Origin of the sequence: Cupriavidus sp. SZY C1, from assembly GCF_032190535.1 — a bacterium.
Lineage (GTDB): Bacteria > Pseudomonadota > Gammaproteobacteria > Burkholderiales > Burkholderiaceae > Cupriavidus > Cupriavidus pauculus_C.
On sequence record NZ_JAUANU010000017.1, the window covers coordinates 12,399 to 32,835 of the forward strand.

General features: G+C 62.6%; 17 protein-coding genes and 2 tRNA genes. 3 read left to right on the plus strand and 16 right to left on the minus strand.

All coding sequences use genetic code 11. The features are described from left to right. Window positions 1-536 precede the first annotated feature (536 nt). The 3 genes from QTN24_RS22030 to QTN24_RS22040 all read right to left on the minus strand — a co-directional run bounded on the left by QTN24_RS22030 (window position 537) and on the right by QTN24_RS22040 (window position 5,937). On the minus strand, window positions 537-1,238 hold the full coding sequence (locus QTN24_RS22030; protein ID WP_313839823.1) for a hypothetical protein: 702 nt from the start codon (window positions 1,236-1,238) through the stop codon (window positions 537-539). Between the two features lie 334 nt (window positions 1,239-1,572). Next, window positions 1,573-3,597 carry a hypothetical protein gene (locus QTN24_RS22035; protein WP_313839824.1) on the minus strand — a complete coding sequence of 675 codons (2,025 nt, stop codon included), beginning with the start codon at window positions 3,595-3,597 and terminating at the stop codon, window positions 1,573-1,575. A gap of 3 nt (window positions 3,598-3,600) precedes the next feature. Beyond that, complete coding sequence (locus QTN24_RS22040) at window positions 3,601-5,937, minus strand: type VI secretion system tip protein VgrG (protein ID WP_313839826.1); 2,337 nt, start codon at window positions 5,935-5,937, stop codon at window positions 3,601-3,603. Window positions 5,938-6,322: 385 nt separating this feature from the next. On the opposite strand from QTN24_RS22040, the gene QTN24_RS22045 reads away from it, so the two are divergent. After that, the gene (locus QTN24_RS22045) at window positions 6,323-6,637 is read left to right on the plus strand and encodes a tyrosine-type recombinase/integrase (RefSeq protein ID WP_313839828.1); all 315 of its coding nucleotides are present in this window, start codon (window positions 6,323-6,325) and stop codon (window positions 6,635-6,637) included. 73 nt (window positions 6,638-6,710) lie between these two features. On the opposite strand, the gene QTN24_RS22050 is transcribed toward QTN24_RS22045, so the two are convergent. The 13 genes from QTN24_RS22050 to QTN24_RS22110 form a co-directional block, all read right to left on the minus strand. Next, window positions 6,711-6,787 (minus strand) — tRNA-Pro (locus QTN24_RS22050). A 56-nt stretch (window positions 6,788-6,843) separates the two neighbouring features. Next, window positions 6,844-7,278, minus strand: a complete 435-nt coding sequence (locus QTN24_RS22055; RefSeq protein WP_313839830.1) for a MerR family transcriptional regulator — start codon at window positions 7,276-7,278, stop codon at window positions 6,844-6,846. Between the two features lie 215 nt (window positions 7,279-7,493). Continuing rightward, complete coding sequence (locus tag QTN24_RS22060) at window positions 7,494-7,910, minus strand: integration host factor subunit alpha (RefSeq protein WP_124684522.1); 417 nt, start codon at window positions 7,908-7,910, stop codon at window positions 7,494-7,496. 74 nt (window positions 7,911-7,984) lie between these two features. Next, window positions 7,985-10,432 (minus strand): phenylalanine--tRNA ligase subunit beta, encoded by a 2,448-nt coding sequence (gene pheT / locus QTN24_RS22065; RefSeq protein ID WP_313839831.1) that lies wholly within the window; start codon window positions 10,430-10,432, stop codon window positions 7,985-7,987. A gap of 72 nt (window positions 10,433-10,504) precedes the next feature. Continuing rightward, the gene (gene pheS, locus QTN24_RS22070; RefSeq protein ID WP_313839940.1) at window positions 10,505-11,530 is read right to left on the minus strand and encodes a phenylalanine--tRNA ligase subunit alpha; all 1,026 of its coding nucleotides are present in this window, start codon (window positions 11,528-11,530) and stop codon (window positions 10,505-10,507) included. A 185-nt stretch (window positions 11,531-11,715) separates the two neighbouring features. Continuing rightward, the gene (gene rplT / locus QTN24_RS22075) at window positions 11,716-12,072 is read right to left on the minus strand and encodes a 50S ribosomal protein L20 (protein WP_008650487.1); all 357 of its coding nucleotides are present in this window, start codon (window positions 12,070-12,072) and stop codon (window positions 11,716-11,718) included. A 28-nt stretch (window positions 12,073-12,100) separates the two neighbouring features. Beyond that, window positions 12,101-12,298 (minus strand): 50S ribosomal protein L35, encoded by a 198-nt coding sequence (gene rpmI, locus QTN24_RS22080; RefSeq protein WP_006575466.1) that lies wholly within the window; start codon window positions 12,296-12,298, stop codon window positions 12,101-12,103. 170 nt (window positions 12,299-12,468) lie between these two features. Beyond that, window positions 12,469-12,990: a translation initiation factor IF-3 gene (infC, locus tag QTN24_RS22085; RefSeq protein WP_124684525.1), complete on the minus strand. Its 522-nt coding sequence runs from the start codon at window positions 12,988-12,990 to the stop codon at window positions 12,469-12,471. Window positions 12,991-13,037: 47 nt separating this feature from the next. Next, window positions 13,038-14,945 carry a threonine--tRNA ligase gene (gene thrS / locus QTN24_RS22090; RefSeq protein WP_124685136.1) on the minus strand — a complete coding sequence of 636 codons (1,908 nt, stop codon included), beginning with the start codon at window positions 14,943-14,945 and terminating at the stop codon, window positions 13,038-13,040. 350 nt (window positions 14,946-15,295) lie between these two features. Beyond that, a tRNA-Val gene (locus QTN24_RS22095) sits at window positions 15,296-15,372 on the minus strand. Window positions 15,373-15,393: 21 nt separating this feature from the next. Beyond that, complete coding sequence (locus QTN24_RS22100) at window positions 15,394-17,625, minus strand: RelA/SpoT family protein (RefSeq protein WP_124684526.1); 2,232 nt, start codon at window positions 17,623-17,625, stop codon at window positions 15,394-15,396. A gap of 16 nt (window positions 17,626-17,641) precedes the next feature. Next, entirely contained in the window at window positions 17,642-18,004 is a 363-nt protein-coding gene (locus tag QTN24_RS22105; protein WP_313839834.1) for a RidA family protein, read from the minus strand. Between the two features lie 29 nt (window positions 18,005-18,033). Continuing rightward, window positions 18,034-18,915, minus strand: coding sequence for an alpha/beta hydrolase (locus QTN24_RS22110; RefSeq protein WP_313839836.1), 882 nt, complete (start codon window positions 18,913-18,915; stop codon window positions 18,034-18,036). A gap of 188 nt (window positions 18,916-19,103) precedes the next feature. Between QTN24_RS22110 and QTN24_RS22115 the strand changes: the two genes are divergently transcribed. Then, on the plus strand, window positions 19,104-19,880 hold the full coding sequence (locus tag QTN24_RS22115; protein ID WP_313839838.1) for a 3-hydroxybutyrate dehydrogenase: 777 nt from the start codon (window positions 19,104-19,106) through the stop codon (window positions 19,878-19,880). Window positions 19,881-19,892: 12 nt separating this feature from the next. Beyond that, complete coding sequence (locus QTN24_RS22120) at window positions 19,893-20,390, plus strand: DUF411 domain-containing protein (protein ID WP_313839840.1); 498 nt, start codon at window positions 19,893-19,895, stop codon at window positions 20,388-20,390. Window positions 20,391-20,437 lie beyond the last annotated feature (47 nt).

The window sequence follows — 20,437 nt, forward strand, 5'->3', positions numbered from 1 at the left end:
AAAGCCCGCTAGACGTTGATCTAGCGGGCTTTATTCTGGTCGGGGCAAGAGGATTTGAACCGCGTCGTCTATGCTGGTAACGCTAAAGCCGCTTACTTTCTCGGGCATATACCCCATCCGTTTTGCGGCTTCGGTGAGCGGTTGCCCAACATACCGGATAGGATCGCCGGGTTCGCCAACAGGAGCGAAATTGAACTCGACAAAGCTGTCAGTCGCAGGTGCCGCCTTGACGACCAGTACAAGGTCTGCGTCTTCGTAGCACCCTTCCGTAATCCCACGGGTAACTGGAGTATGGGGCCTATCTGTTCGTAGCAAAGCCAAGGTACACCGCTCAGATGGGGTAGTTGAAGTCTTCTCTACAAGAAAGACGGTGACTCCCCTTGGTACACTGAACGTTACGCCACACTGCTTCTTGATGCGCGAATCTAGTCGAGGCACCGATCGACTCGCCGGCTCGACGTTCTTGCTTGCTGCCGCGCAAACGGCTGATGTAGCTAGAAGTATAAGGCTCAGGACTACACGCCTTAAGAATTGCATTACTCAGCAGGCTTGAAATTGGCCGGACGGGCGGTTATACCATGCAACGCTGCAGCGCTGACACCATCCGGCGCCGAAGTTTCAACAAACTCGACAGATTCAAGAATCGCCTTAATTCGATCGAGATCGTTCCGCTTCTTTCGATCCGACAGCCATTCGACCACCGTGTACCCGCACAATGCATGGTCATTGTGGATCAAACAGAAATGAAATACGCGAGCCCGCCGCCGCTCGTCACCAGTCGTGTCATCTTCGGTGTAGGCTCTTCCGGTCCAGTTCTTTCCCTTCAACGAAATCGTTCGAGCACTTGCCTGCTTTTCGTACGGAACAAACTCAGGGCCATTAACCGGCCCGTACCTCATCCAGTGACCATCCTCGTATTTTGCACCCAAGGCTGAGGTTATTTTCTCTTCACTTGAATCAATGCAGGAGATGCCAAAGCCGCCGGCCAAGAACGCGTTTGGCCCCGTTATTGGAAGGTAATATGATCCGCTTTGTGGAAATGATTTATCGGAATGTGAGACTCTAAACTCCCCTCCAAACATATCTTCGATCCTGAAATGACACGAACCAACGACATGGGCCCTCGTCGTCACTTTTTGTTCAGCGGGATTATGATCGACGCTCTGTTCTTCAATGGCGCTTAGTGATTGCGTGGCAACCGTGCAAGTAACAAGACAACCGAAGATGATTCTTCTCATCTCGAAATTTCTCCACATTACCAATCGGGAAGCTCCTTCAGCGTGCCGTTCACGTCCGGAAACTGAATCCTTTCGGTTAGCGTCACAAGGGCAGCGGTGTATGCCTGATAACGTGCCTGAAGCCCATTTATTGCGGCGAAGTTACTTGATGGTTGCCCCACATTTACCGTGGCGGCAACTTTTCCAAACTGTTCACTGTTGTAGAACGGTCTGGACGTGTTACCCACTTGCTTCGTCTCACGCCGCAGAACCGGCGGTTGATCAGCAAATTTAGCCGCACTTGACCATGCCCAATACGCACCTGCACTATCGGTCGCATCGAACTCTTCCGTCGCTACATTGTCGCGCCATTCTTCATCTCGACGGGCACATGCACTTCTGTCGCGGCAAGGGCCATATTGTTGCGCGCCCGATTCGACGTGCTTGCGGCATCGTGCAAGCGGTCAGCCAGTGACTGGTCCACCTGCCGCCCCCGAAAACGCCAGTACTTTACATAGTTATCGGGCCAGGTCAGTTGCAGGAAACCACGACCAAACCAAGGAAAATATCGCTGTTGTTCCGGTGCGCCTTCTGCCAGAAGTCGAAACCATTGCGTCTCCTGCATCGAGTTGCCTAGAAACGCTGCCTGCCTCAAAGCCGTTACGATTCCAAACTTGCGCATCGCCGTGTTCAATGTGATGCCAAATCTTTCCACAACGACCGTGTGCGGACGTATCGGCTCTGAAACCCATTGAGAGGCAGAGACTTTACGCAAAGCTGTTGGCGGAAACATTCTTTTCAGTTCCGGGTTAGTTAGCCACCCACACTTCCTGAAGTGCCGAATGAAAGCAAGTGGGTGGAAGAACCAAAATTTCTTTCCGCCACCGAGCGATGGCACTTGATCGAGAAACTGAAGTTTCTCCACGAACTTGATGAAATTTGTGTACCCCTCCGGGTCGAAGTCCTTGCGCTTTCCGAAGAAGCCGTCCGGCTGGTTCAGCCGCCCATAGCGGGCTTCGTTACCACTCTTGTCCCACTCGCTCGGCGCATGGCACACGAAACCTCTAAGCTTGCTTCGCAACGTATCATTGCCATAGACGTGCGCCGTGAGCAGATCCTCTTGCTTATAGGCGGGATCATTGCGCTGCACGGGCGTCTCCGATGCCTCCACGACATTCACAATCCTGCGAAGCTCGTCGTAGTCGCACACCCCGTCCTGGCTGAACGGCGTATTTCCTTCGTCGATCTTTTGCCAACCGGTGAAGAAGGGGAAGTCCGCGTCGGAGAGCTTCTGTATGGCGGCCTGACTGATATCGACATAGCCTTGTGCGCCACTATCGTCAAACGTAACGGCGACCCAGGCATGATTCTCTGCAACGGCGAGTGGCGGCAGCTCCTCGCACAGAATGCGTCCAAAACGCAACAACTCATAACCGGCGCTCGGGCACGAGGGATAGAGGTCGGTGGCGCGCTGGAAGAGGTTGTACTCATAGTCATGGCAGGCGTCCGCCACTGGCTGAGGCGTCAGCAACGCGACTTTGCCCGCGACTTCTATCCACGAACGCGTGTAGCGTTGTCCTCTGTGAAAGTACGCCTCGACATACAGCTTGCTTTGAGCATCGAGTGCCCCTGCCTTCAGGGCGGGAAAGTATGGAGAGCCCGTGAGCGCAGGCGGCTGACTCACGAAAACCTGACCACCTGGAATCACATAGTAGCTGTGGCCCCAATAATCCTTGCTGGTCGGCGTGGTCGGTGCAGCATTGCCAAGTTGCGTTTGCGCAAAGTACGAACTGAAATCTTCTTCGGTCATGAAGATCTCGAAGTGTAAGTGTGGCTGACCGTGGCAATTACCCCAGTACCCCAGCATGTCCTTGCGAAACACCTTTTTATTGCCGCCAGCCTGCACGCCATCGGCTGGATGCAGTAGCCACGCTGGCAGCGTGTTCGCCGAACCAGTCGTCGGTGGTTGGATTGGCTGCGGAGCGATGAGCTGCTGGACGTTTATGTCCAGCAGATGCATATAGAGGGAATAGTACGTGATCGTCCGCCCCGCACCGGTATCGGTCGTATGATTGAGTAGTACGAAACCGTTATTGGAGTTCAACTCGGGGCTGCCATCGCTCTTGGTTTTCCCGTCGGAGATGGCTGTCTGGCTTACCCGGTAGGCCACGACCTCGCCATCGGCAATGGCTCGCACCGCTTCCGTTTGCTCAGTTGGCGCGAGGTGCGTGCCACAGTGCCAGCGGCGGTCAAAGGCAATGGGGTAGACACCATGACGCTCCAGTTCGAGCTTGTCCACGGCGTCCATCATCGGGTCCGTTTTGGCACTATCGCTTGATGTCAGAGCGGATTTCGGCAGGAAGGGAGGGCTAATAATCATGGCTCAGCGCGAGGATGGGTATTGGCTATCGATGTTCAGACTGCTTTTCGGCAGCGCGGGCAGGGAGAGCGATTCGCCGTTCGGCCCCACGAACGTGAATGACGCGGCCTCGACCCTGTAATCGCCTGCACACTTCAACACGATTCCGCCGTTTTCCACTGTGATGGTGGCGCCTGCGGCCGCCAAGACGGCCTTCAACTTGGCGTTGATGACTACGTCAGCGTTGGCGCTGGCGATATGCAGTCGTTGGTCCGCATACAAGTCCAGGCCGTCGTTCTGCGCCTGGATCTCAACCTTGCCCTTGGCCGCGAACATCTTGATGCCAAGCTTGTGGGCACATAGCGAAATCAGATCGCCCGCTGCCATGGTGATGCGCCGGAGGGCGCTGACATCGGCGCTCTCGCCCGCCACAGCCGAGATGTTCCTCCCGGCGGCCAGCTGAATGTTGCGCTCGGACGCCACGCCGATTGATGCGGGTGCGCTGGCCAATAGGCCGGGTGCAGACAATTTGTTCAGATCTCTGTTCGCCTGCTGCTGCGCGTCGATATCTGCAGGTTCGGCCTTGGCCTGGCGAGTGGAAGCCGCCAACGACTTGGCGAGACTCAGCGCGCGCTCCAACTCCGCAATCGTTTCCTGCATGTCGAGCTGCTGCCCGGCTGCCCCTTGCTGATCGTAGGCAGTGATGTACATGCCCTTGCCGGTTCGCAGGGCACCCCACCCGGATGTGCGCAGCTCAAAGCCGTCGCCGCGCTTCTTTTTCTTGCTATCGACCAGATAGCCCAAGTTGAGCTGCGTCTTGCCACCGTAGTCAGTGGACAGCTTGACGCCTTCCTGCCCCTCCCAGTCCTCGAAGCGAAGCTTGTTGTTCGCTTGCGTGCGGATCACGTTGCGCGAGAGCCACCGGTCCTGGCTCGTGATCAGGTCCTCCTGCTGGCTGTGATGCAAGGCTGCGCTGATGTATGGCCGGTTGGGGTTCCCATCGTGAAATGAGACCGCCACCTCAGTGCCGTCGATCAATGGCAGGTGAAAACCGGTCTGCTTAGCCCCTGCAAAGGGTTTAGCCAAGCGCATGGGAACACTCTCGCCCCCTTTGGGCCAGTCCTCGAAGTCCAGGTCCAGGCGCACCACGTAGAAGCCTTGCTGCGTCAGGTAAGCGTACTTGTAGTTCCCCGGCGAGGTGATTCGCCCGCTCAGCGTCCCGGCGATGCGCGGCCACTTGCTCTCGTCGATCGGCAGACGGAAGCGCCGGTCCGAGGGAATCGCCTTGTAGCGGTTGCGGTAGGCTTGCTCGCGCCCGCCCGTGTGGATGACCTCGGTCACCACCTGACCGTTGGGCGCATCGGGCAGATCGAAATCCATGCGCAGGATACGCGGTGGGCACAGGCTTAGGATGTTGCTCTGGCCTTCGTAGACGAGCTGTCCCGCGAGCGCCGCTTCGTGCCGCAGTTGCGCTTCCCACTTCGCTCCGGCCGTATCCAGATGATGCGTGCCATAGACATACGACTGGCCGTAGTTGCCTTTTTCCTTGCGCGCCACGTTGGCTTCGCCCGGCTTGCGCTCGTAAGAATCTCCCGGGTTGTAGTCGGCCGTCCGGAACGATTCGGGCACGGTATGTACGTGCGTCTGGATGTCGAACACCGTCTCGACACCTGACTCCAGGCCGGCAGTTTCCCGATAAGGAACCCGCAATTCTGGCTGGTAAATATAGTGGTCGACGTCGTCGGAGACCTGAAAAACGTCGCCGAAAACGGTGCCGTGGCGGCCTGGCAGGAAATAGCTATACAGCCCTTCCTGTTCCATCAGCAGCCGGACATAGTCCCAGTCCGACATCTGGTACTGAAGCCGGAACGGGTGCTCCGGATACTGGCGGCGGGTCTTGAAGGCGAACTGATGGCCCTCCAGGCCGTGGCGGCGCAAGATGGCCTCAATGATCTGCGGCGCTGTCTTCTTCTGATAGACGCGGCTCGCTTTGGTCAGCATCAGCAGCGCGACCTTGGGCCTCACCTCCATCTCGTAGGCGCAGAAATCACGGGTCTGCCGGGTTTTCGAGAAGCGCACGATGCAGCCCGAGAACTGTCGCGGCTCCGAGCCATCTCCCGGGGCGATCGAAAACGTGGCGTCACGGCGCAGGTAATCCATCCGGTCCAGGGCCATCGGATGGGTAAGCCGTACCTTGACGCTGTAGGGTTCGCCCATGCGCTCCGTGGCCTCGAATGACACCACGGACAATCCAGCAGCGCTGGGCGCGCCGAGCACCTCGAGGCGATAGGCCTGACGCCCAGTTACGGCCTTAAGCAAACCGCCTCCCAATGCCTTCAGTTCATCTACCACACCAGCCATTGCTCGTCGCTCCGTTGTCAGCGTGACCGAATTCTCCGCATAGGCCATCGCTTACGACACGAGGCCACATCCCTGCGCGCCGCACGATACGCTGTTTTCGTTCGACTGAGAACAGTCCAAGCGTCGCGCAAACAACGCAAATAAAACAAAGCTAAGAATCGGATAAATCCTATATACGCGGCGATTTTTTCACTGATAAAAATCCGCGAGGATCTTCGTGCCTGCTGTTTCAAATGGACAAGAAATTTCGATATAAGTGGCGTTTGATTCTGATAGAAAAAGTCATCGGAATTTGTCGGAAAGCTTTCCGAAGGCGGGGACGTCTACATCCCGCACGCGCACTTCGTGGCCGTCCGTGACGCCCTGACGGTCTAGTGGGTCCAAGGTGCACACCCTGACGGCCGACGACTATGTGGTGGTGAACCGCCAAGGCCAGCCGAAGACGGCGGCCGCCTGCCGAGAGGCTTGGCGCGACGCACTGGAGCGCGCAAAGCTGGGTGACAAGGACTACGTGGTGAAAGACGTTCGGGAGAAGGCGCTGACGGATGCGAAGCGCGTGGGCTACGACATCGAGGCCGTGCAGGTAGCCGGAGCGCATGCCGATCGCTGTACCACCGTGGAGCACGTCAAGCAGGCGCGAAGTGCCGGTTGCGGCGATGCATCCAAAGTTGCCGGCCGCTTGATATTAGGGATCGTCTGATAAGCCAGGATGCGCGCTACCGTGCGGCACAAAATGAAAAGCCCGCTAGACGTTGATCTAGCGGGCTTTATTCTGGTCGGGGCGAGAGGATTTGAACCTCCGACCACCTGCACCCCATGCAGGTACGCTACCAGGCTGCGCTACGCCCCGAAGAAGAACGAAATTATATCAGAGCCATCGGCAATGGCTAGTGGTTTGAGCGGAATTTATTCGCGTTCCGCCACTTGCTTGAGTTGGGCCAGCAGATGCTGGACTTCGACCAGTTCGGTGCGGAGCGCGTTGAGGTCGACGGACAGCACGGGGGTCGGGGGCGTTCTGAGCGTGGACGCTGTGTCGGCGGTTTCCGCAGCCGGGTTGGCGCCGTGGTGGCGGCCCTCGTCGAGGCGGTTGCGGGCGCCGTTGATGGTGAAGCCCTGCTCGTAGAGCAGTTCGCGGATGCGGCGGATCAGCAGGACTTCGTGATGCTGGTAGTAGCGGCGGTTGCCGCGGCGCTTGACGGGCTTGAGCTGGGTGAATTCTTGCTCCCAGTAGCGCAGCACGTGCGGCTTGACGGCGCAAAGCTCGCTGACCTCACCGATTGTGAAGTAGCGTTTCGCGGGAATCGGCGGCAGCGCGACGCGCTCGCTGGATTTTTCCGTCATGCAGAGGAGGAGCAGTTGTCAGCCCGGCAGGGCAAGACGCGGTTGGCGCGACGCACGCGCGGCATTGCAGGATACAGATTGCCATCGCGTCGGGCAATCCGACGGATGGCGCAAACCGTTGCAGGTGTGTACTGGCTGCGACGATGGTGGGCGGTCAGCGCCCAATCAGCCGGGCTGGCGGTCGGCGGACCGGCGCAGCCCCCACGAACCCGGGGTCAGGTCGGGACGGCCAGGTCGGCCCGTTCCTCGACCAGGCTCTTGAGCTTCTGGCTGGCGTGGAAGGTCACCACGCGGCGGGCGGTAATGGGAATGATCTCACCGGTCTTGGGATTGCGACCGGGGCGCTGCGCCTTGTCGCGAAGCTGGAAGTTGCCGAAGCCCGAGAGCTTCACGCTATCGCCCTTCTCCAGGGCTTCGCGAATCACGTCGAAGAAGGCTTCGACCATATCCTTCGATTCACGCTTGTTCAGCCCGACCTGGTCGAACAGCATTTCTGCCAGTTCTGCCTTTGTCAGGGTGGGCACCTCCGTCGCGCGGGCTTCCGGCGATGCATCGTCGAAGGAGGCAGCATGCCGGTCGCTTGCCTCGCCCAGGTCTGCAGCATTCATGGAAATCGCGTCTCGATCGTTCATCCTTGATCGCTCTCTTCAATCCGTCTGGCGATCGGCCCGGGAGCTGTGCCCGGGCGCTCCTACCGCGGGGTTGCTCAACCGCGCAGGCGGGCCGCGAAGCCCGCCGTCAGCGCGTCGATCATGCAACGTACCGCACTGTCGACTGTCTCGTCCTGAAGGGTCGACCCAGTATCTTGCAACGTAATCCGGAAGGCAAGACTTTTCTCATCCGCCCCGATGGACGCCGATGCTGCCTTCGGGCGGAACTCGTCGAACAGCACCAGGCTCTGCACGAAGTGGCCCGAGCCGGCCTGGTCCAGCGCCGCGCGCATGGCATCGATCATGTCCTGCACGCGCACCTGCTGCTTGACCACGACGGCCAGGTCCCGCACGGCCGCCGGGAACTTCGATATCTCGGTGTACACCGGCAGGCCCACGTCGCGCAGCGCATCCAGTTCCAGCTCGAACACCACCGGCGCGTTGGTCAGCTCGTATTCCTGCAGCCAGCGCGGATGGATCTCGCCCACCACGCCAACCGGCTTGCCATCGACGATCACCCGCGCGGCGCGGCCCGGGTGCAGCGCCGGGTGCGACACCGGCTCGAAGCGCGGCGTACGCGGATGGAACAGCGCCTCGACGTCGCCCTTGATGTCGAAGAAGTCGACCTGGCGCGTCGCCACGCCCCATTGCTCCTCGAACGCCGGGCCGTAGGCGATGCCGGCCGCCATCATCGGCTGCCGGTAACCCGCCACGGTCAACCCGCCGTCGGTCACGCCGGGGTCACGGTGGAACACGCGGCCCACCTCGAACAGGCGCACGCGTGCGGCTTTGCGGTTGAGGTTGTAGCGCACCTTGTCGACCAGGCCGCCAATCAGCGTCGACCGCATTACGGCGAGTTGGCTGGCAATCGGGTTCAGCAGGCGGATCGGGTTGTCATTGGCGGCAAAGTCGCGCTCCCACTGCGCCTCGACGAACGCGAAATTGATCACTTCGTTGAAGTCGCGCGCGGCCAGCGCGTGGCGCACCACGTGCTGCGAGCGGCGGCCCTCGTTGGTCGGGCGCATCTCGCTCTCGGCGATCGGCGGGCGGGCCACGATGCGCTCGAAGCCATAAATGCGCGCCACTTCCTCGATCAGGTCTTCCTCGATCTCGATATCGAAGCGATAGCTCGGCGGCGTCACCTCGAACACCTCGCCGTCGGCGCCGGCCGACCGCGTGAAAGGCAGGTTCAGGCGCTGGAACACATCGGCAATCTCGGTCGACGACAGTTCGATACCCAGCACGCGCTCGGCACGCGCCACCCGCAGCTTTACCGGCGCGCGCTGCGGCAAGTTGACGATCTGGTCGTCAACCGGGCCGGCCTGGCCGCCGCAAATCTGGAGAATCAGCGAGGTAATGCGTTCGATATGCTCGACGGTCGTCGCGTAGTCCACGCCACGCTCGAAGCGATGTGCGGCATCGGTCGAGAAGTTGTAACGGCGCGCGCGACCCTGGATGGCGTTCGGCCACCAGAACGCGGCCTCCAGATAGATGTTCGTCGTGTCCAGCGTCACGGCCGTGCTGTCGCCGCCCATGATGCCGGCCAGGCTTTCGATTTCCTTGTCGTCGGCGATCACGCCGACCTGCTCGTCCACATCGACGGTGTTGCCGTTCAGCAGCTTCAGTTGCTCGCCCTTGCGGCCCCAGCGCACGTCCAGGCCGCCATGGATCTTGTCGAGGTCAAAGACGTGCGACGGGCGGCCCAGCTCCAGCATCACGAAGTTCGAGATGTCGACCAGTGCCGAGATGCTGCGCTGGCCCGAGCGCTCCAGGCGTTGCACCATCCACGCCGGCGTGACGGCGCGGGCGTTCACGCCGCGGATGACGCGGCCCGAGAACCGGCCGCACAGGTCGGGCGCCGAGATTTTGACCGGGAGCTTGTCGTCGATGGTGACCGCGACGGGCGCCATGTCGGGCAGCGTCAGCGCGGCGCCGGTCAGCGCCGACACCTCGCGGGCCACGCCGTGGATCGACAGGCAGTCGGCCTTGTTCGGCGTCAGCTTGATCGTGAAGACCTGGTCGTCCAGGTCCAGGTACTGGCGGATGTCCTGGCCCACCGGCGCGTCGTCGGGCAGTACCAGCAGGCCGCCGTGATCTTCCGACAGCTTTAGTTCGCGCGCCGAGCACAGCATGCCGAAGCTATCCACGCCACGCAGCTTGCCCACCTTGATCTCGAACGGCTTGCCGCCGTCTTCGCCCGGCGGCAGCACGGCGCCCACCAGCGCGCACGGTACCTTGATGCCGGGCTTCACGTTCGGCGCGCCGCAGACGATCTGCAGGGTCTCGCCAGTGCCGGCGTCCACCTGGCAGACGTTCAGGCGGTCGGCGTTGGGATGGCGCTCGGTAGCCAGCACGCTTGCCACCACGATCTTGTTGAACGGCGGGGCGACCGGGCCCACCTCTTCCACTTCAAGGCCGGCCATGGTCAGCGCGTGCGACAGCGCATCGGTGGAAAACTTTTCAGGATTGGCGAAAGTACGAAGCCAGGATTCCGAGAATTGCATGGCGCTTCTGATCCGGTAGGTATGCGGTGTTGTCTGTGACGATGCGGTGCGGTGTGCGGGCGTGTCGGGCGATCAGGCGAACTGGCGCAGGAAGCGCACGTCGCCTTCGAAGAACAGCCGCAGGTCATTGATGCCGTAGCGCAGCATCGTCAGGCGCTCCAGGCCGGAGCCGAACGCGAAGCCGATATAGCGCTCGGGGTCCAGACCCATGTTGCGCAGCACGTTGGGGTGTACCTGGCCCGAGCCGGAGATCTCCAGCCACTTGCCGTTGCCGAACGCCATGTCGATCTCGGCCGACGGCTCGGTGAACGGGAAGTACGACGGGCGGAAGCGCACCTGGATGTCGTCGCGCTCGAAGAACTTGCGCAGGAAATCGGTGTAGACGCCCTTCAGGTCGGCAAAGCTCACGTCCTCGCCAATCCACAGCCCTTCCACCTGGTTGAACATCGGCGAATGGGTGGCGTCGCTGTCCACGCGGTACGTGCGGCCCGGGCAGATCACCTTGATCGGGGGCATGGCCTTGCCGGCGTACTTCTGCACGTGCATGCGTGCGTAGCGCACCTGCATCGGGCTGGTATGCGTGCGCAGCAGCAGGAGCTTGTCGTCGCTGTCGCGCCCGTCGATGTAGAACGTGTCCTGCATCGAACGTGCCGGATGGTTGTCCGGGTTGTTCAGCGCGGTGAAGTTCATCCAGTCGGTCTCGATCTCGGGGCCGTCGGCCACGTCGAAGCCGATCGAGCCGAAGATCTGCTCCACGCGCTCCCACGTGCGCATCACCGGATGCACGCTGCCGCGCGACACGGCTCGGCCCGGCAGCGTCACGTCGATGGCCTCCGCGGCCAGCCGGGCGTTCATCAGCGCATCGGCCAGCGCCTGGCGGCGCGCCTGCAGCGCGGCTTCCACCTGCTGCTTCACCTGGTTGATGCGGGCACCTTCGGACTTGCGCGCCTCGGGGTCCAGCTTGCCGAGCCCCTTGAGCAGCTCGGTCAACGCGCCGGTCTTGCCCAGGAAGCGGGCCTTTTCGTTTTCCAGCGTGGCGTTGTCGTTGGCGGCAGCGAAGGCGGCCTGTGCGTCGGCGACGATTTGATCCAGATCCAGGGACATGACGGTGGATGGTACGTGGAAGGAAGTCGCACCAGGTGCGGACATTTCGGATGCCATTTCGGACGTGGCGCGTCGACACGGCATTCGAAATGAAAACGGGGCTCGGTAAGGAGCCCCGTTTCAGCAGACCTTGCGGTCGGTGCTTGCCCGGAAGCGCTCACGCGCTCCCGCAGCCGGCATCAGGCAACGGTGGCTTTCACCTGGTTGACGATGGCGGCAAAGGCAGGCTTGTCATGGATGGCCATGTCCGACAGCACCTTGCGGTCCAGTTCGATCGAAGCCTTCTTCAGGCCGTTCATGAACACGCTGTAGGTCATGCCATGCTCACGCGTCGCGGCGTTGATACGTGCAATCCAGAGGGCGCGGAACACGCGCTTCTTGTTGCGACGATCGCGGTACGCGTACTGGCCAGCACGCATGACCGCCTGCTTGGCGATACGGTAGACATTATTGCGACGGCCGCGGTAACCCTTGGCAGCGTCGATAACCTTCTTGTGACGGGCCCGTGCAGTGACCCCACGCTTGACTCGAGGCATGTAAAACTCCTTTCGTTATCGTTTGGGGTTATGCGTAGGGCATCATTGCGCGAACCGACTTCAGGTTCGTCTCATGGACGTCCTGGGTGCCGCGCAGTTGACGCTTGTTCTTGGTGGTCTTCTTGGTCAGGATGTGACGCTTGAAGGCCTGGCCGCGCTTGAACGAACCGTTCGGGCGCGCCGTAAAGCGCTTCGAGGCGCTTTTCTTGGTCTTCATCTTAGGCATGAAAAACTCCAGCTCTATGACATGCATGCAGGTGGATGGCTCACGCCATCGCTTGCAAGACCCGCATCCACTTGTTTTTGTACGCGGCGCCCCGAAGAGCGCCCCGCACGGCTTCCGCGCAGGACGGCGCCGGGATACGCATGGCATCCCGGCCGTCGCCCGCACAGGAATTACTTCTTCTTCTTGGGGGCCAGGACCATCACCATCTGGCGGCCTTCCATCTTGGGCATCTGCTCGACCTGGCCCAACTCCTCCAGATCCGACTTCAGACGCTCCAGCATGCGCGCGCCGATTTCCTGGTGGGCCATCTCACGGCCGCGGAACCGCAGCGTGATCTTGGTCTTGTCCCCATCTTCCAGAAAGCGCCTCAGGTTGCGCAGCTTGACGTTGTAGTCGCCATCATCCGTGCCAGGACGGAATTTGACTTCCTTGACCTGGATGATCTTTTGCTTGAGCTTGGCCTCGTGGGCGCGCTTGGCTTCCTCGTACTTGAACTTGCCGTAGTCCATGATGCGGGCCACGGGCGGAGTCGCGTTGGGCGCGATCTCCACGAGATCCAAGTCCTTGTCCTCGGCCATGCGCAGTGCGTCCATGAACTTGACGATGCCGAGCTGCTCGTTATCAACCCCTACCAGGCGCAGTTCGGGCGCGCTGATCTCCCGGTTGATACGGTGACCTTTGTCTGTAGCGATGTTCCGTTACCTCAAGAAGACAAAAAAACAAGCCGTGCTTCACACCCTCAGGCTTTGCTGGAGACGTCGTTCTGAAGACGTTCCACAAACGCGGAAACGGGCATGACACCCAGATCCACATTGCCACGGGCACGCACGGCCACTTGATTGGCGTCCCGCTCCTTGTCGCCTACCACTAGCAGGTAAGGGATCTTCTGGAGCGAGTGCTCGCGGATTTTATACGTAATTTTCTCGTTACGCAAATCCGCCTTGGCCCTAAACCCTTGTTTTTGCAAGAGTTGCACGACGCTTTCGGCATATTCCGACTGCGATTCGGCAATGTTCATGACCACGACTTGCTCCGGCGCCAGCCAGGCGGGTAGCGCACCCGCGTGGTTTTCCAGCAGGATGCCCAGGAAACGCTCGAACGAGCCCAGGATGGCCCGATGCAGCATCACCGGACGCTTGCGGCCGTTGTCGTCCGCCACGTACTCGGCACCCAGCCGCTCCGGCAGCACCAGGTCAAGCTGCAGCGTGCCGCATTGCCACGACCGGCCGATCGCATCCTTGATGTGGTACTCGACCTTCGGGCCGTAGAAAGCGCCCTCGCCTGGCAGCTCTTCCCACTCCACGCCGCAGGCACGCAGCGCCAGCCGCAGGCCGTCCTCGGCGTGATCCCAGATGGCATCGGAGCCGGCGCGCTTTTCGGGACGCAGCGACAGCTTGACCTTCACGTCCTTGAAGCCGAAGTCGTCGTAGACCGAGAACGCCAGTTCGTTGAACGCCTTCGCTTCCTCGACGATCTGCTCCTCCGTGCAGAAGATGTGTGCATCATCCTGCACAAATCCGCGCACACGCATCAGGCCGTGCAGCGCGCCCGACGGCTCGTTGCGATGGCAGGAGCCAAACTCGGCAAAGCGCAGCGGCAGGTCGCGGTACGAGCGCAGGCCGTGGTTGAAGATCTGGACATGGCCCGGGCAGTTCATCGGCTTGATCGCGTAGTCGCGCTTTTCCGACTCCGTGACGAACATGTTTTCCTTGTAGTTCTCCCAATGGCCGGACTTTTCCCAAAGAGAACGATCCATCACCTGCGGCGTGCGGACTTCCTGGTAGCCCGCCTCCGTCAGCCGGCCGCGCATGTACTGCTCCACCGCCTGCCAGACGCTCCAGCCCTTCGGGTGCCAGAACACCATGCCGGGCGCTTCTTCCTGCAGGTGGAACAGGTCCAGCGTCTTGCCGAGGCGGCGATGGTCGCGCTTCTCGGCCTCTTCCAGCATCGTCAGGTAGGCGTCCTGGTCTTCCTTCTTCGCCCACGCGGTGCCGTAGATGCGCTGGAGCATCTCGTTGTTCGAGTCGCCGCGCCAGTAGGCGCCGGCCACCTTCATCAGCTTGAAGACCTTGAGCTTGCCCGTGGACGGCACGTGCGGGCCGCGGCACAGGTCGACGAAGTTGCCTTCGCGATAGAGGCCGATTTCCTGGTCGGCCGGGATCGACGCGATGATCTCGGCCTTGTACTTCTCGCCCATCGATTCGAACAGCGCCACGGCCTCGTCGCGATTCCACACTTCGCGCGTGACCTTCTCGTCCTTGCGGGCCAGTTCCGTCATCTTCTTCTCGATGGCGGCTAGGTCCTCGGGCGTGAAAGGCCGCTTGTAGGAAAAATCGTAGTAGAAGCCGTTGTCGATGACCGGGCCGATCGTGACCTGCGCGTCCGGAAACAGCTCCTTGACGGCATAGGCCAGCAGGTGGGCCGTGGAATGGCGGATCACGTCGACGCCATCGGCGTCCTTGTCCGTGACGATGGCCAGCGACGCGTCGCTGCCGATCGTGTAGCTCGTATCGACCAGCCGGCCATCGACCTTGCCGGCCAGTGCGGCCTTGGCCAGGCCCGAGCCGATACTCTGCGCCACTTCTGCCACCGTGACGGGGCCGGGGTACTCGCGACGGGAACCGTCCGGCAGCGTGATTGCGATCATCATTGCACCTCTTGTGGATTCCGCCGCGCCGGCTTCTGGGCGCCATGGCGAGCGGAGCATAGCAACTTTTGTGGCGCCGGCCCGTCAGATGCGACGAAACACGCATCGGATGGCACCAGCAACGATGGATGCGGGGCTGTCCCGCACCCGCCCGAACTGGGCGACGCGGCAGCTTAGCAGGATGCTGGCTGGCGGCAGACGAAAAAAAACGCGGCCAAGGCCGCGTTTTTCCGTGTTTCCCCGCATCCGCTGCGGGTCGAAGGCGCACCTCGACTACTGTCGCTAACCAGCGGTAGTAGTTCGAGTTGTCATGTTCATGATGCGCTTCCGGCGTTGTACTGCATGTTCGTTGGTAGGCTCGATTGGACTCGAACCAACGACCCCCACCATGTCAAGGTGGTGCTCTAACCAGCTGAGCTACGAGCCTAGCGAAGCGCGAAGTATAACCTTATTTGCGCCGCGCGTGCAACACCCCCTGCACATCCTCGATCAGCGCCAGCGCCCGCTGGAGCTGCGTGGCCTCCGACACTTCGGCGGTGAACTGCATGCGCGCCACCCCCTTGTTCGACAGCGTTTTCACGCCGGTCACGTTGATCTTCTCGCGCGACAGCACTTCGGAAATGTCCCGCAGCAGCCCCTGCCGGTCCACCGCCTCCACCTGGATGTCGACCGGGTACACGGCGTCGCTGCGCTTGCCCCATTCCGTCTGGATCACGCGCTCGGGCGCGCGGGCCGACAGTTGCAGGAACGTGTTGCAGTTGCGCCGATGGATCGACACCCCGCGCCCGCGTGTGACGAAGCCGACGATCTCGTCGGGCGGCGCCGGCTTGCAGCAGCGGGACATCTGCGTCATCAGCGAGTCCACACCCACCACCAGCACGCCGCTCTTGGCGCCGCGCGCCACGCTGGTGGCCCGGCTCTTCTTGGTGACGGCCTCTTCCTCGTTGAACGCCGGCTGCGGCTCGCCCTCGGGATGGCGCAGCGCATGCTCCACATGCCGCAGGCTGAATTCTTCCTTGGCAACGGCCGCGTACAGATCGTCGGTCGACTTGAAATTGAGCCGCGTGGCCAGGTCGTCGAGGTTGACCGCTGTCTTGCCCTCGCGCTGCAGTGTCTTTTCGATCAGCGCGCGGCCCTGCGCAAGCGTTTCCTGCGAATCGAGCGCGTTGAACCACGCCCGGACCTTGGACCGGGCCCGGTTGCTCGCCAGGTAGCCAAGCTCCGCGTTAAGCCAGTCGCGCGACGGCCCGCCCTGCTTGACCGCCACGATCTCCACGGTCTGCCCGTTCTTGAGCGGCGTGTTCAGCGGCACCATGGCGCCGTCCACGCGCGCGCCGCGGCACCGGTGGCCCAGGTCGCTGTGCAGGTAGTACGCGAAATCGACCGGCGTGGCGCCCTGCGGCAGCGCCACCACGCGCGCCTGCGGGGTCAGCACGTAGATATGGTCGTCGATGGCCGCGTGCTTGAGCTGCTCCCACGGCGAGTCCTCGTGCGCGACGGTGTGGTCGGCCTCGTCCTTCCAGGCCAGCAGTTGCCGCAACCAGGCGATCTTTTCGTCGTAGGTGTTGTCGGCGGCGAACTGGCCCGCGTAGCCCTTGCCGCCGGCCTCCTTGTAGCGCCAGTGGGCCGCCACGCCGTACTCGGCAAAGTGATGCATCTCCTGCGTCCGGATCTGCACCTCGAACGCGCGGCCGTCGTCGCCAATCACCACCGTGTGGAGCGACTTGTAGCCGTTGGCCTTCGGCCGCGAAATATAGTCGTCGAACTCGCGCGGGATCGGCTGCCAGATATGGTGGACGATGCCCAGCACCGTGTAGCAGTCCTTGATGTCGTCCACAATCACGCGGAAGGCGCGCACGTCGTACAGGTCGGCAAAGTCCAGCTCCTTGCCGCGCATCTTCTTCCAGATGCTGTAGATATGCTTGGGCCGGCCGCTCACCTCGGCGCGGATGCCGGCCGACGCCAGCTCAGACTGCAGCCGCGCGATGGCGCTGGCGATGTAGCCCTCGCGCTCGATGCGCTTCTCGTCCAGCAGCTTGGCGATGCGCTTGTAGGTATCGGGCTGCTCGAAGCGGAACGCCAGGTCTTCCAGCTCCCACTTCATCTGCCAGATCCCCAGCCGGTTGGCCAGCGGCGCGTAGATGTCCAGCGTCTCGCGCGCCACGCCGGGCAGCGGCGGGTTCTTGGTCTGCGCCAGCCAGCGCAGCGTTTGCAGCCGCGACGCCAGCCGCACCAGCACCACGCGGATATCCTGCGCGAAGGCCAGCAGCATCTTGCGCAGCGCCTCCACCTGCTCGTGCCGGGCCGCCACCTGCGACTTCGACGATTCCGACACATCGGCCTGCGTCACCGCGATGGCGCCGATCCGCAGTAGCTGGCGCACGCCCTTGACCAGCCGCACCACCTCCTCGCCGAAGATTTCCTCGATCCGCGCCTCGGCCTCGGGCACGAAGGCGGCGGCCGCGAACAGGCAGGCCGCGGCGCGCGCGGCGTCGTCCACGCGCAGGCCGTCCAGGATGCGCAGCATGCCCTCGGCATGCGACAGCACGCTTTCACCGGTCGGCAGCAGCACCGGCGTCTCGCCGTCCGCCACCTCGCGCACGAATGCCAGTGCGCGCTCGACGAGCCCGGCATCGGGGATGCCCGCGGTCTGGCCCGTCAGCTCCGTCGACGTCACCATGTCACATCGTCCGGCGTCAGTTGAGGGCGGCCGTCACCACTACTTCGATCAGGTAGTCGGGATTGGCCAGCTTTGCTTCCACCGTCGCGCGCGGCGGCGTGTTGCCCTGGGGCACCCAGGCATCCCAGACCTCGTTCATCTCGCCGATGCGGCTGACATCGGTCAGGAAGATCTGGCACATCAGGATGCGCGTCTTGTCGCTGCCGGCCTCTGTCAGCAGGCGGTCGATATGGCCGAGCACCTCGCGGGTCTGGCCGCGCAGGTCCGCCTTGGGATCGACCTCGGGTACCTGCCCCGCCAGGTAGACCACGCCGTTGTGGACCGCGTATTCGGACAGGCGCTTGCCCACGTGGGCGCGCTTCAGGGTATCGGTGCTCATGTTCGGATAGTTCTCAACAAAAAAACGGTTCAGGTGCCCAGGAAGAAGTCCCGGGCGATGGCAATCTGGGCCGGATCGATGAACGTGGGCGCGTGGCCGACGTCGGCAATCTCCACGCTCGACACCTGCCTGCCGCGCGCGACCATCTCGGCCACCGTCTCGCGCAGCAGCAGGTCGGACTGGGCGCCGCGCACCACCAGTGTCGGCCCCGGCACGGCCTGGAACATCTGCCACAGCCCGGGCTCGCCGGCCTGCACGGCCTCGGGCGACGTCTCGCGGAACGGCACGGCCAGCGCCGGATCGTAGTGCAGTCCCCACTCCAGCCCCTCGGCGCCCTGCACGGGCTTGAGGATGGCGCCATTCAGCTCGCGCCACTGCTCGGGCGTGTGCCGGCCGAACGACGCGCTGATGGTCTGCAGGTAGGCCAGCCCTTCCTCGAACGTCTTGAAGCGCACCGGCAAGCCCAGGTAGGCGCCGATCCGCTCGATCGCCTGCGCCGTGATGCGCGGCCCGACGTCGTTGAGCAGCAGCTTGCGCACCGGCGACTTGGGCAGCCCGCCCAGCCCCATGCCGATCAGCCCGCCCATCGACGTGCCGAACCAGTCCACCTGTTCCACGCCCAGCCGTGCGATCAGCGTCACCATGTCGGCCACGTACTGCGGCACCACGTACTGACGCGGATCGGCCAGCCATTCCGACCGCCCGCGGCCCACCACATCGGGACACACCACGCGGTACTCGCCAGCCATCGCCTGCGCCAGCGCGTCGAAATCACGGCCGGTGCGGGTCAGGCCGTGCACGCACATCAGCACGCGCGGGTTCGCGGGGTCGCCCCACTCGTGATAGGCCATGCGATGCAGGCCGCCCGGGCTGATGCACTGGACAAATCCGAGGCGCGGACTGGATGACATCTGGAACTCCCCTGCTGGGTGCCGCCGCATCCCCTGCGGCGTGCGGGTGTTTAGGAAATGCCTGCCGATGACGCATTGGCGCCGGACCGCGCAAAAACCAGCGGAATCGGGCGCCGGGCCAAAGCCGGATTGTACGCCCTGCGAGTACAATGCCACAGCACATCCTGACTCTCCCGACGGAGGCTTACATGCTCAAAGGCAAGACGGCACTGGTCACGGGCTCGACCAGCGGTATCGGACTCGGCATCGCGCAGGCACTGGCCGCGCAGGGCGCCAACATCATCGCCAACGGCTTCGGTGATGCCGACGGCGCAAAGGCGGAAATCGCCCGCGCCGGCAGCGGCATCCAGGTGGGCTACCACGGCGCCGACATGAGCAAGGCGGCCGAGATCGAGGACATGATGCGCTACGCCGAAAAGGACTTCGGCGGCGTCGACATCCTGGTCAACAACGCCGGCATCCAGTTCGTGGCGCCGATCGACGAATTCCCGACCGACCGCTGGGACGCCATCATCGCCATCAACCTCACATCCGCTTTCCACACCACCCGTCTCGCCCTGCCGTCGATGAAGGCCAAGAACTGGGGCCGCATCATCAACGTGGCGTCGACCCACGGGCTGGTGGCGTCCGCCAACAAGTCCGCCTACGTGGCAGCCAAGCATGGCATCGTCGGTTTCACCAAGGTGACCGCGCTGGAAACCGCCCAGACCGGCGTGACCGCCAACGCCATCTGCCCGGGCTGGGTGCTGACGCCGCTGGTGCAGAAGCAGGTGGAAGCCCGCGCGCAGCAGCAGGGCATTCCCGTGGAACAGGCCAAGCGCGACCTGGTGCTGGAAAAGCAGCCGTCCGGCCAGTTCGTCACGCCCGAGGAACTTGGGGCGCTGGCCGTTTTCCTGTCCAGCGAAGCAGCCCGCCAGGTGCGGGGCGCCATCTGGAACATGGACGGCGGCTGGGTGGCGCAGTAAGGAGGGATGATCATGCAACCACGCTCACGGCGCGACGTGCTGCGCGGCATCGGCGCCGGCGCCCTGCTGCTGTCGCCGCTGGCGGCCCTGGCACAGTCGGCCAAGGCCCCCGGCAGCCCCAAGCCGCTGAAGATCGACGTCTACAAGACCCCGACCTGCGGCTGCTGCGAGGACTGGGTCAAGCATCTGCGCGACAACGGCTTCACGGTCGCCACGCACGACGTGGAAGACACCGGTATCTATCGCACGAAATACGGCATTCCGGAGCGCTTCGGCTCCTGCCATACCGGCGTCATCGAGGGATACGGGATCGAAGGCCACGTGCCGGCTGGCGATATCCGCAAGCTGGTGGCCGCCCGGCCCAAGGCGGCGGGGCTGGCGGTGCCGGGCATGCCGGCAGGGTCGCCGGGCATGGAGTACGGGCCCCGCAAGGACCCGTTCGACGTGCTGCTGGTGAAGACCGACGGCGGCGCGTCGGTATTTGCGAGCTACAACAAAGTGAAAAGCTGAGGCCGTCAGGGCTTCAACGTTCCGGCCGGCCATGGACATGACCGGCC